The following is an 11,432-nucleotide window of genomic DNA, read 5'->3' on the forward strand; positions in this document are numbered from 1 at the left end:
ACGCTGTAATTAGACCATTCTTAGTAACTGAAGAAGAAAAGGCTAATGCACCTGAAGGTTTTGATACAAAGAAAGCTATCGGCAAGGGTATGGATGGATACGGATTCAGAATTCAAGTATCTCCACTAGACTGTACAGGTTGTGGTAACTGTGCTGATGTATGTCCAGCTCCAAAGAAAGCTCTTCTAATGAAACCTTTCGAAGAAGAAGTAGAAAAAGAAAAAGATCATTGGACATATGCACATGAAGTTGTTGGCTACAAAGAAGATGTTATGGATGACATGACATTAAAGGGAAGCCAATTCAAACAACCATTATTCGAATTCTCTGGCGCATGTGCAGGTTGTGGTGAAACTCCATATGCTAAATTAATCACTCAATTATTTGGTGATAGAATGTATATCGCAAACGCAACAGGTTGTTCATCAATTTGGGGAGCATCTGCACCAGCTATGTCATATACAAAGAACCTTGCAACAGGTAAGGGTCCAGCTTGGGGTAACTCATTATTCGAAGATGCTGCTGAATACGGATATGGTATGAAACTTGCAGCAGAAGCAAATACTCATTTACTAGAAGACAACATGGCTAAGTTCCTAGAACTAGGTCTTGATTCTCAATATAATGAACCATTCAAAGCTTGGTTAGAAGGAAAAGATGACGTTAAAGCTTCTAAAGAAGCAACAGCTGCTATCTTAAATGTAAAAGAAGAAGTTGAAGGCGAAGACGCTAAGAAATATCTAAACAATATCCTTAAACTATAAGACTACATGAGTAAAAACTCAGTATGGATCTTCGGGGGTGACGGATGGAGCTATGATATCGGATTTGGTGGTGTTGATCACGTACTAGCAAGTGGTGAAAATATCAATATCTTCGTATTCGATACAGAAGTTTACTCTAACACAGGTGGACAATCTTCTAAATCTACACCATTATCAGCAGTAGCACAATTCGCTGCATCTGGTAAGAAGGTAAGAAAGAAAGACCTTGGTCTAATGATGACTTCTTATGGTTACGTATATGTAGCACAAGTAGCTATGGGTGCAAACCAAAACCAAACTCTAAAAGCTATTAAAGAAGCTGAAAGCTATGATGGACCATCAATAGTTATCGCTTATGCTCCATGTATCAACCATGGTATCAGAATTGGTATGGGTAAATCTCAATATAGAGAAAAACAAGCTGTAGAAGCTGGTTACTGGCACTTATGGAGATTCGACCCAAGACTTGCTGAACAAGGTAAGAATCCATTCCAACTTGATTCTAAAGAACCAACTGGATCATTCCAAGAATTTATCCAAGGCGAAGTAAGATACTCATCACTAAAGAGATCATTCCCAGAAACAGCTGATGCTCTTTACCAAGAAGCTGAAAAAGCTGCAAAGGAAAGATATGAATCTTACAAAAAATTAGCAAATAAATAATATTATAGATGAAAAAAATCGTCATTAAATGGCGATTTTTTTCTTTGCAAAAATACATAATATTTATAAAAATTTTTTTTATAGTTAAGGTGAATTTCTTATTTATGACAATAAATTATCAGCTTCATAAATTTATGGTATAATAATGTAAAACGAATATTTACTTTTAATACACATTGGAGGTATTATGGCAATTAGATATGTAAATAATTTAGGAAAAATAACAATCGATGATTCTGTAATAGCAAACATAGCTGTTGCAAGTGTTATGCAATCTTATGGGGTTGTAGGACTTGCTTCCAGATCCGCTAAGGATGGAATTTATAAGCTTCTTGGAGTTAATAATATGCAAAGAGGCGTTGAGGTTATAAGAAGGGATAATGGTACAGTTGCTGTTTATATTTCATTATTTTTAGAATATGGAATTAGAATACCTGTAGTTTGTCAAAATATAATCGAAAATGTTAAATATAATATTGAAAAATCTTTGAATGTTAATGTTTCAGAAGTGAATATCTATGTTCAAGGAATCAATAGATAGGAGAATTATGAAAGTAATTGATGCAAGTAAGCTCCAACAGATGGTCATTGGAGCCTATAAATATTTAGAAGAGAATAAGTCGCTTGTTGACGAATTGAATGTATTTCCTGTTCCAGATGGGGATACAGGTACAAATATGAATATGACCATGAAATCTGGAGTTGATAAGGTTAATCAAACTAGTGGTTTAAGTGTTGAGGAAATAGCCAAAGCCTTAAGTCAAGGAACTCTCATGGGTGCAAGAGGTAACTCGGGCGTTATCTTATCTCAGCTTGTTAGGGGTATGTCAAAAACTCTTAAGGGTAAGGATGAAATTGGCGCTTTAGAAGTTAGGGATATTTTCAAAAACGCCGCAAAGACAGCTTATAAAGCCGTAATGCAACCTACAGAAGGAACTATTCTTACTGTTGCAAGGATGATGGCTGAAAAAGCAGAAGAGGCCTATGATGAAAATAAGGATTTAGATGATTACTTAGTTGAAATCATAGCGGAGGGTCAAAAAGCTCTTGATAATACACCAAAACAGCTTCCAGTTCTTAAGGAAGCTGGAGTTGTTGATTCAGGTGGTCAAGGCCTTATGTTCCTCCTAAGAGGCGCTCTTAACGCTCTTAACGGAGAAATAGATAGGGATATTGACTTATCTTCTAATGAAAATGTAGAAGAGGGATCCTATAAGATTAAATTTGAACTTTTAATAAAAGAAGCTGAGTTTGAAAACATAAGCGATTCTATAGATTCATTATCAACAAGCTTTGATTATGAGTTTAAGGATGGCCATTTAAAGGCTGAGGCACGTTCTGAACACCCACAGCAAATTATTTCAAAGATTTTGGTTGATGGCATACTTGTTAAGCTTGAAATTGAAAATACAAATCCAGATGTTGAAAATTCTGAGAATAAAGAAGAAAACCTAAAAAAATATGGTTTTATTGCAGTATCTAGGGGTGAGGGATTTGATGAAATTTTGAAGTCTATGAATATAGATAGGATTATATCAGGTGGCCAAACTATGAATCCTTCTACTGAGGATATTTATAAGAATATCGAAGAAATTCCTGCAGAAAATATTATCATTTTCCCAAACAATAAAAATATAATTATGTCTTCTAAGCAGGCTTGTGACCTAACAGATAAAAACGCCATGGTTTTAGGAACAAAATCTATACCTGAGACTTTCACAGCTATGTTAGAATTTGATGAAGAAGAAGATTTAGAAGAAAATATAGAAAACATGACAGATGCTATTGCTGACATGCATACAGTAGAAGTATCTATTTCTATTAGGGATACTAGTGTAAATAATATCGAAATAAAAAAAGATGATTATATTGGTATCTTAGACGGAAAAATAGTAGCAACTTATCCAGATATAGAGGTAACTGCCAAAGAAGCTATAGAAATTGCTATAGATAATGATGATGATATTTCGTTGATAACTATATATTATGGCGAAGATGCCGACAAGAGGAAGGCAAAAGACCTTGTTAAAAAGCTTTCTAAAGAATATAAGGATATTGATGTTGAATTAGTCTATGGCGGTCAGCCTGTATATTATTACCAAGCTACCCTTGAATAGGGAAGTAACTAGCCTTAAGGGAATTGGTCCGAAAAAGGCCAAATCCCTGGCAAAACTAGATATATATTCGATAAATGATTTATATACTTATTATCCAAGAGAATATGAGGATAGGCGCCATAAAACAAGTGTTTTAAAGGCAAGTTCAAGTAGGTTTTATTATTTTGAATGGAAGTCGATTTCAAAAGCCTATGTTAAAAAGGTCAAAAATACTACCATATCTTATATGTATTTCGCAGAAGGCGAATATAATAAAATTAGGGTTGTTTGGTTCAATGACAGATATTCTATAAGAAAGATAAAACTGAACCAAACTTATAAATTTTACGCCAAAGTAGATTTTAAAAATGGCTACTATGAAGCTATTAATCCTGTTTTTGAAGATCTTGATGGTGATACTATAGGTAGAATTTTTTCTATTTATCCTTTGACGGCTGGCATAAGTCAAAAAAACTTAAATTCATTTATTAAAGAGGCCTTAAAAGAATTTGACCCTAGGGAAGAAATTTTATCTGGTGATTTAAAGAAAAAATTTAATATAATGGATAGGGAGAAGGCTTTAAATGAGGTTCATTTTCCAACTGATTTGGAAACCTTGTTCAAGGCTAAGTCTGATATAAAAATTTTTGACTTGCTTAAGGAATTGATATTTCTAGATTATGTTGGTAAGCTTCAAAGAACAAAGCAAAACATAAATTTACAATATGATATAAATAAAATTCTAGCAAGATTGACTTTTAATCTTACAAATTCCCAATTAAAATCGTTAAAAGAAATACTTGAAGATTCAGGTAAATCTATTTCTATGAATAGACTTTTAATAGGAGATGTGGGCTCAGGTAAGACTATTGTAGCTATGCTTACTATGGTGGTTTTTGCTTTAAATTCTTACCAATCAGCCATGATGGTACCAACCGAAGTCCTTGCTATTCAACAATACGAAAAATATAGGGACTTTATTAGTGGGTTTGGCATTAGGTTTGAACTTTTGACTGGTTCGACAAAAAACAAGGAAGATATTAAAGAAGTTCTCAAAAATGGAAGTGTTGATATAGTTGTTGGCACCCACGCGCTTATAGAAGAAGATGTTGAGTTTAAAAATTTAAGGTTAGTTGTTAATGATGAACAACATAGGTTTGGAGTAAGGCAAAGACAAGAGTTAGCTAAAAAAGGTATTAACACTAATTACTTGACAATGACTGCAACACCAATTCCAAGAACCCTAAGTCTTAGAATAAATAAAATGCTTGATTTAAGTATTATTAATGAACTTCCCAAGGGAAGGGCAGAAGTTTTTACTAGGCTGATAAGTGAAGACCACCAAGAAATTCTTTTTGAAAATATAAAAAAGAGTCTTGGTGAAGGTAGACAAGTCTACGTCGTAACGACAAATATAGATGCTGAAGATACAAATTCTATAGAAAATCTTTATAATAAATATAAGAAAATTTTTAAATCCTACAAGGTTGAGAAACTTCATGGGAAACTAAAGTCCAACCTTAAAGAGGAAATTTTAACAAAGTTTAATAATCATGAGATTGATATTTTGATTTCTACTACGATTATAGAAGTAGGTATTGATGTAGCCAATGCAAATACTATGGTTATTTATAATTCAAATAACTTCGGTTTATCCCAGCTCCATCAATTAAGAGGTAGGGTTGGCAGAGGCCAATACGAGTCATATTGTTATTTGGTTAGTAAAGATACCAATCCGAATAGTAAGCTTAAAATATTGGTTGATTCTAATGATGGTTTTGTCATATCTCAAAAAGATTATGAACTGAGAGGTGGAGGCAAGATATTATCTTTAATTCAACACGGAAAAAACTTATCGGAGATAGAATATCTAAATATGTCTGAAGCTGAAACTGATAAAACATTTGAAATATTTGATTATTTGAAGGAAAATTTTTATAAGGGTGTAAATTTGGAATTTATAAAAAATTATTTTAATGAAGATAAGGATATTATTTTAAACTGATGAAAGTAGTAGCGGGAAAATACAAGGGATTTAATTTATTAAGCCCCAAATCAAAAACATCTAGACCTACTGATAATAAAGTCAAGGAAGCTGTATTTGATATGCTTTTTCCATACAAGGCAGATTTTACTGCTTTAGACTTGTTTGCAGGTACAGGTCAGATGGGGATAGAATTCCTTTCAAGAGGGGCAAAAAAAGTTCATTTTAATGAAAAAAATTATTCGAACTTTTCTATATTAAATCAAAATTTAGATAAAATCGATAGGTCTGGGGCGATTACCTCAAAACAAGATTTTTTAAGGTGTTTAAAAGAACTTGCTAATAAAGAAGTTAAATTTGACTATATTTTTCTAGACCCTCCTTATGAAACAGATTTTATTGATAAGTCATTGAATCTTATTATGGAATATGACTTATTAAATGAAGACGGTATAGTTATTACTGAATCAAGCATGGATTTGGATTTTTCAGATAAATATGACTTACATATTTTAAAGGATAAGTCTTACGGAAGGAAATATATTAAATTTTATAAAAAATGAAAGTGATATACCCAGGTAGCTTCGATCCCCTAACTAAGGGCCATATGGACATTATCAAAAGATTAAGTCAGATGTTTGATGAAGTGATTGTTGCTATATTAAATAACGAAAATAAAAAATCGCTTTTTACTGTATCGGAAAGGGAAGATATAATAAGTGAAGCGGTTGAAGAAGAAAATTTATCTAACATTTCTATTCATTCCTTTGATGGCATGCTAGTTAATTTTGCCAAAGAACAAGGTATAAAACTTATAGCTAGAGGACTCAGAGGTGTGACTGATTATGAATATGAAAAAGATATTGCTAGAGTAAATTCGACCCTTTATGAAGGGCTTGAGACAATATTTCTTTTGAGCAATTCTTCTTATTCATTTGTAAGTTCAAGTGGTGTTAGGGAAATAGCTGCATTTAGAGGTGATGTTTCAACCTTTGTAAGCCCAAGTGTTGAAAAGAAAATTAAAGAAAAATTTAATTATTAGGAGGAAAAATGGCAAACAAAATTACTGATCTTATTCTTGAGATGGAAGATATAATGGACGAGGCAAGCTCTGTACCTTTTTCTAAGAAAATTGCTGTAGATCCAGATGAGATTTATGAAATATTAAACGAGATGAAAGATTCTCTACCAGAAGAAATTAAACAAGCACAATGGGTAACAGATGAAAAAGAAAGAATTTTATCTGAAGCAACTGCTGAAGCTGACAATAGATTAAGTCAAGCTGAGGGAGAGATAAAAAATTTCAAAGAACAAGCAAAAAGCCAATTCCAAAAGATGGTTAGCGAGCATGAACTTACTCAACAAGCTAGAAAAGAAGCAGATAGAATATTACAAGAAGCTGTTGCTGAAGCAAAAAATATTAGGCAACAGTCTTATGACTATGTTGATAGATTATTTACAGGATCAGCAGCAAACTTTAGTAAACTTGCTCAACAGCTTGAACAGAATAAAAATAAAATTTTAGAAAACAAGTAAAAATTAGACCTATCATCCGATAGGTCTATTATTGTGGGTAAAATCAATGTTAAAATCACGGTTTATGCAGAGACTATAAAGATTTGAGGCCTCAACTATTTTATTATAAATTAGTAAATTTTCCCCATTTAATTTGCTTATATTTTTTTTACTTATGATTATGTCTAGTTTATTTGAAAAATCCTTAAAAAGATCTATAGCTCTTTGTCTATATGCCAGTACCTTAATAAAAGAAATATCAATACCATTTAATTCAGTTGTATTATTTAAAAGATAATTTAAGACTAATCTTTTTATCCTAGACCTGGTATATCTTTGCGAAGTGGCCTGATTTAGAAAAGAGTCATAAGAAATATTTGCTTCTGCTAGTCTTGCAAGGAAGTTATCAATCCCTACCTCATAACCTAAAATTTTTGTCATAGGAGCTTTTTCTATAAGAATCTTATACCTGAAATAGGCATATAAATCATTTTCGTTTATAGAATTAAATTTTTTTTGAAATTCCATAAGATTTTCATAGGAAAAGCTTGGCATTAACTTATTAATGTCACTAAATAAATTATTCCTAATAGCTGTTGATGATGCGAAGTTTTCGTCATTTATAAATTGATCTTTATTTAAGCTTTTAATTCTTTTTATTGGATAAGGTTCAATTTTAGAATTTAATTTTTTGATAGCTCTTATATACTCTAAGGCTAGAACATTATTGGATGAAATAAAGTCATTGTCTACAAAATCCAATAGTGAGATATTATAAGCTTTTGGATAGGAGAGACCGTCTTTAAGTAGTTTTTTTATTTTATTGTCAATCTCATTTTGATTTTCAATTATTATTCTACTTTGATTAATAAAATTGATGCTATCTATATTCTCAATCCCAAAGACAAGATAATCCACATTCATTTTATCTAAAATCGATACTGATTTAAAAGCAAAGAATTCCGCGGCCTGTAAGCTAACAAAGGAAGGTATTTCAACTACAAGGTCAAAACCAGCATCTATAGCGGTTTGTGCCCTAGTAAATTTATCCATTATGCTAGCTTCGCCTCTCTGAACAAAGTCACCACTCATAATAGAAATATTTACATCTGTGTTTAGATTTTTTTTAGCTTTGTCTAGTAGATATTTATGTCCGTTATGAAATGGATTAAATTCAGAAATAATTCCTAAAGTTTTCATGATAACTCCTTATTATTTATTATTATACTAACTTTATTGCTTATAGTCATTGTAAAAAATATACTTAAAAATTTTATTATAATTATGAATAAAATTTTCATTCTATGTGTGATTATGGTATAATAATTAATGAAATATCAACTAGGAGGAATTATGATTTCAGCAAATGATTTAAGAAAAGGTGTAACATTCGTTTACGATAATGATGTATATCAAGTAGTAGATTTCCAACACGTAAAACCAGGTAAGGGAGCTGCTTTTGTAAGAGCTAAAATAAGATCAGTTATGAATGGCGGTGCAAAAGATGTAACTTTCAATCCAAGTGAAAAATTTGAGAATGCTGTTATTTCTACAAAAGAAATGCAATATTTATACAATGATGGTCAATTATATTACTTTATGGACCCAGAAAGTTTTGAACAAATCGGTATTGAAGAAGACAATGTTAAGGACGCTATCATCTATGTAAGAGAAAATGATACAGTTCTAATCAAATTTTACCAAGGAAAGCCATTCTCAATTGACCCACAAAACTTTGTTGAACTTCAAGTAGTAAAAACAGAACCAGGTGTTAAGGGAGATACTGCTACTAACGTTACAAAACCAGCTACAGTAGAAACTGGAGCAGTAATAAACGTACCAATATTTGTAAACGAAGGTGATGTAATTAAAATTGATACAAGAAGTGGTGAGTACCTATCAAGAGTTTAGGAGTTGTAAATGTCAAGTAATTTCAAGGACGGTTCAGTAAAAATTGCTGATGAGGTCTTAGATCAAATAGCCATCCAAGCTGCTAATGACGTCTATGGTGTCTATGAAGATAATACCGATGATGGTTTTATTCATTCTTTAGCATCAAAGGCAACAAAATCATCTATAAAAAATGTTGGTGGCAACTTAGTTATAGATTTAGACCTTTCTCTAGATAAGAATGTGAACGTTAGAAAAACTGTTAAGAAAATTCAAGAAAATGTGAAAAATGTAGTAGAAACTATGACTGGCTTGATTGTTAGCAGAGTAAATATAAATATAAACAAACTAGAAATCTAATGAAAAGAACTGACCAAAGGGAATGGGTATTTAAACTCATTTATCAAGATACAATTAATGAAATTCAAGATTATAAGGAAATATTGGCCAACCACGAAATAAGTGATGATGAAAGCTTTATTGTAGATTCAATTAAGTCATACAAAAATAATTATGAAGAAATTGATAAAAAACTACAGGCGAATATACCAAAGGGTATGCCTAAGCTAAGTAGGGTGGTCAAGTCTATTATTTACTTATCAATAAATGAAATCTATTTTTTAGCTATACCTGTGTCAGTTTCTATTAACGAGGCTGTAAATTTGGCAAAAAAATTTTCATCAGAAGATGACTACAAGGTAGTAAATTTGATTCTAGGCAACATTGTTAGAAAAGATAATAAATGAGAAAACCATTAAGCGTAAAGCAATTTAATGAGTATATAAAATCAAATATTAAACATGACCCTATTTTTCAAAGAGTAAATTTAACTGGAGAACTTTGCAATGTTAGGGTCAATAATTACCACCTTTATTTTTCGTTAAAAGAAGAAAATGATATCATAGACGCTGTAATCTATTATTATGAAGATAAGGACATAAGTTTCGACTTTAACCCTGGTAAGCAAGTTATTATCAGGGGCAACCTTTCTTTTAATAATTACTCGTCAAAGCTAATAATAGTTGCAAATGAAATTGAAGATGTAGGCCTTTCTGAAAAGTATAAAGAATTTCTTAAGATGCAAGAGGAATTTAAGACTAAAGGATACTTTGATAGGGAGAATAAAAAACCTATACCAAAACTTGTTAAAAAAATAGGCTTAATTACTTCAAAAGACGGAGCGGCTATAATGGATTTTATTGCCATGATAAATAGCAAGGCGAATGACATACATATTTTCCTTGCACCTGTAAAGGTTCAGGGCAATGATGCAGAAGCATTGATTTCAGATGCAATAAACAGGTTGGATAGGCTAAAACTTGATGTTATTGTAATAACTAGAGGTGGGGGATCCAACGAAGATCTATCAAGTTTTAGCCAAAGAAAAATAATAGAGGCAGTTTATCAGGCCAAAACTCCTATTATTTCAGCTATAGGTCACAATATAGACACCACTTTAATTGACTATACAAGTGATTTGAGCCTTCAAACCCCAACCGAGGCTGGTAGCTACCTTATTGCTGATTATATAGATTATGAAAAATACATACAGGATAAGTTTTCTAAAGCAAGAGCATCAATAAAAACCAATTTAGAGAAGAATTATCTTAAAATGAAATTTTTGGAATCTAAAATGGAAAATTTATCTGCAGCTAAGTCAATAAATAAAAAGCTGGAAGAATTAGAATCACTAAAGCGAGATTTTTATAAAACTATGGAAAAAGTTTTTTCTTTCAATGAGTCTAGACTTAAAAATCTTGAAAATAAGTTTAAATACACAAAAAAACTGATAGATATTAGGAAAAATCAAATCGAAATAAAGTTTGGAGATAAGGTTGTATATTCAGCCCATAACTTATGCTATGGTGATAAGGTTGAATTGGTATTTAGTGATGGAATTGTAAAGGCAAGGATTATAGATGGATAAATCTTTTGAAGACCAATATAAGACAATAGAGGAAATTTTAGAAAAAATCGAGAATAATAAAGACAATTTGGACGAATCGATAAAGCTTTATGATCAGGCTAAAAAGTTGTACAAAGACCTTGAAGGAAAACTAGAAGAGTATAAGGCTAAGGTGGAGATTATAAATGAGGATGAATAATGAAATATTTTTAAACAGAATCATTGAAAATAAAAACATTATTGATAAGAAAGTTAGTTCCTACTATAAGCCAAAAAACAATTTAGAAAAAGCTATGCTTTATGCTTGCGATGGTGGAAAAAGGATAAGGGCCTTTTTGTACTTGGAAACTAAGAAAATGTTTTCAAAAGAACTTAATTCTGATGATTATATGATAGCCTTAGCACTGGAATTTATCCACGCTTATTCCTTAGTCCATGATGATTTGCCGGCCATGGACAATGATGATTATAGGAGGGGCCAGGAGAGTGTTCATAAAAAGTTTGGAGAAGATATGGGAATCCTTACTGGTGATGCTCTTTTAAATGAGGCTTGCCTAATACTTATTGATTTAGCAAAAAAAAATCCTGTTTATGCAAAAGCTGGGGCATACATA

At 31.6% G+C, this 11,432-nt stretch carries 13 protein-coding genes and 1 pseudogene; 13 read left to right on the top strand and 1 reads right to left on the bottom strand.

Annotation, left to right across the window (positions count from 1 at the left end; genetic code table 11):
• The 7 genes and pseudogenes from RQ907_RS05205 to RQ907_RS05235 all read left to right on the top strand — a co-directional run.
• Positions 1–1,427, top strand: a pseudogene (locus tag RQ907_RS05205) (thiamine pyrophosphate-dependent enzyme); the annotation flags it as partial.
• A gap of 187 nt (positions 1,428–1,614) precedes the next feature.
• Positions 1,615–1,968, top strand: a complete 354-nt coding sequence (locus RQ907_RS05210) for an Asp23/Gls24 family envelope stress response protein (RefSeq protein ID WP_311492325.1) — start codon at positions 1,615–1,617, stop codon at positions 1,966–1,968.
• 7 nt (positions 1,969–1,975) lie between these two features.
• Positions 1,976–3,544 carry a DAK2 domain-containing protein gene (locus tag RQ907_RS05215; RefSeq protein ID WP_311492326.1) on the top strand — a complete coding sequence of 523 codons (1,569 nt, stop codon included), beginning with the start codon at positions 1,976–1,978 and terminating at the stop codon, positions 3,542–3,544.
• Positions 3,501–5,528 (top strand): ATP-dependent DNA helicase RecG, encoded by a 2,028-nt coding sequence (locus tag RQ907_RS05220; RefSeq protein ID WP_311492327.1) that lies wholly within the window; start codon positions 3,501–3,503, stop codon positions 5,526–5,528. The genes RQ907_RS05215 and RQ907_RS05220 overlap by 44 nt, the downstream gene beginning before the upstream one ends.
• On the top strand, positions 5,528–6,070 hold the full coding sequence (rsmD, locus tag RQ907_RS05225; protein WP_311492328.1) for a 16S rRNA (guanine(966)-N(2))-methyltransferase RsmD: 543 nt from the start codon (positions 5,528–5,530) through the stop codon (positions 6,068–6,070). The genes RQ907_RS05220 and rsmD overlap by 1 nt, the downstream gene beginning before the upstream one ends.
• On the top strand, positions 6,067–6,549 hold the full coding sequence (coaD, locus tag RQ907_RS05230; protein WP_311492329.1) for a pantetheine-phosphate adenylyltransferase: 483 nt from the start codon (positions 6,067–6,069) through the stop codon (positions 6,547–6,549). The genes rsmD and coaD overlap by 4 nt, the downstream gene beginning before the upstream one ends.
• An 8-nt stretch (positions 6,550–6,557) precedes the next feature.
• A complete protein-coding gene (locus RQ907_RS05235) occupies positions 6,558–7,043 on the top strand; it encodes an ATPase (RefSeq protein WP_311492330.1) in 486 nt (161 codons plus the stop codon).
• Positions 7,044–7,055: 12 nt separating this feature from the next.
• Here the strand turns inward: RQ907_RS05235 and RQ907_RS05240 are convergent, their stop codons facing one another.
• Positions 7,056–8,222, bottom strand: coding sequence for a nucleotidyltransferase family protein (locus tag RQ907_RS05240; RefSeq protein ID WP_311492331.1), 1,167 nt, complete (start codon positions 8,220–8,222; stop codon positions 7,056–7,058).
• A gap of 153 nt (positions 8,223–8,375) precedes the next feature.
• Between RQ907_RS05240 and efp the strand changes: the two genes are divergently transcribed.
• From efp to RQ907_RS05270, 6 genes are all read left to right on the top strand, one after another.
• Positions 8,376–8,933: an elongation factor P gene (efp, locus tag RQ907_RS05245; RefSeq protein WP_037327619.1), complete on the top strand. Its 558-nt coding sequence runs from the start codon at positions 8,376–8,378 to the stop codon at positions 8,931–8,933.
• 9 nt (positions 8,934–8,942) lie between these two features.
• Positions 8,943–9,272, top strand: a complete 330-nt coding sequence (locus RQ907_RS05250) for an Asp23/Gls24 family envelope stress response protein (RefSeq protein ID WP_311492332.1) — start codon at positions 8,943–8,945, stop codon at positions 9,270–9,272.
• Positions 9,272–9,658 (top strand): transcription antitermination factor NusB, encoded by a 387-nt coding sequence (locus tag RQ907_RS05255; RefSeq protein WP_311492333.1) that lies wholly within the window; start codon positions 9,272–9,274, stop codon positions 9,656–9,658. Before RQ907_RS05250 ends, RQ907_RS05255 begins: the two co-directional genes overlap by 1 nt.
• Positions 9,655–10,839 carry an exodeoxyribonuclease VII large subunit gene (gene xseA / locus RQ907_RS05260; RefSeq protein WP_311492334.1) on the top strand — a complete coding sequence of 395 codons (1,185 nt, stop codon included), beginning with the start codon at positions 9,655–9,657 and terminating at the stop codon, positions 10,837–10,839. Before RQ907_RS05255 ends, xseA begins: the two co-directional genes overlap by 4 nt.
• Entirely contained in the window at positions 10,832–11,017 is a 186-nt protein-coding gene (xseB, locus tag RQ907_RS05265) for an exodeoxyribonuclease VII small subunit (RefSeq protein ID WP_311492335.1), read from the top strand. The genes xseA and xseB overlap by 8 nt, the downstream gene beginning before the upstream one ends.
• Positions 11,010–11,432 (top strand): polyprenyl synthetase family protein (locus tag RQ907_RS05270; RefSeq protein WP_311492336.1); only part of this gene is annotated, 423 nt, incomplete at its 3' end. The genes xseB and RQ907_RS05270, both read left to right, overlap by 8 nt.

This window comes from uncultured Anaerococcus sp. (genome assembly GCF_963510575.1).
In the GTDB taxonomy this organism is placed as follows: domain Bacteria; phylum Bacillota; class Clostridia; order Tissierellales; family Peptoniphilaceae; genus Anaerococcus.

Bases quoted from the DNA above. Each gene is read 5' to 3' on its own strand.
- RQ907_RS05210 (WP_311492325.1), top strand. From the start codon at position 1,615: ATGGCAATTAGATATGTAAATAATTTAGGAAAAATAACAATCGATGAT.
- RQ907_RS05220 (WP_311492327.1), top strand. From the start codon at position 3,501: ATGGCGGTCAGCCTGTATATTATTACCAAGCTACCCTTGAATAGGGAA.
- coaD (WP_311492329.1), top strand. From the start codon at position 6,067: ATGAAAGTGATATACCCAGGTAGCTTCGATCCCCTAACTAAGGGCCAT.
- RQ907_RS05235 (WP_311492330.1), top strand. From the start codon at position 6,558: ATGGCAAACAAAATTACTGATCTTATTCTTGAGATGGAAGATATAATG.
- rsmD (WP_311492328.1), top strand. From the start codon at position 5,528: ATGAAAGTAGTAGCGGGAAAATACAAGGGATTTAATTTATTAAGCCCC.
- efp (WP_037327619.1), top strand. From the start codon at position 8,376: ATGATTTCAGCAAATGATTTAAGAAAAGGTGTAACATTCGTTTACGAT.
- RQ907_RS05250 (WP_311492332.1), top strand. From the start codon at position 8,943: ATGTCAAGTAATTTCAAGGACGGTTCAGTAAAAATTGCTGATGAGGTC.
- RQ907_RS05215 (WP_311492326.1), top strand. From the start codon at position 1,976: ATGAAAGTAATTGATGCAAGTAAGCTCCAACAGATGGTCATTGGAGCC.
- xseA (WP_311492334.1), top strand. From the start codon at position 9,655: ATGAGAAAACCATTAAGCGTAAAGCAATTTAATGAGTATATAAAATCA.
- RQ907_RS05255 (WP_311492333.1), top strand. From the start codon at position 9,272: ATGAAAAGAACTGACCAAAGGGAATGGGTATTTAAACTCATTTATCAA.
- RQ907_RS05240 (WP_311492331.1), bottom strand. From the start codon at position 8,222: ATGAAAACTTTAGGAATTATTTCTGAATTTAATCCATTTCATAACGGA.
- xseB (WP_311492335.1), top strand. From the start codon at position 10,832: ATGGATAAATCTTTTGAAGACCAATATAAGACAATAGAGGAAATTTTA.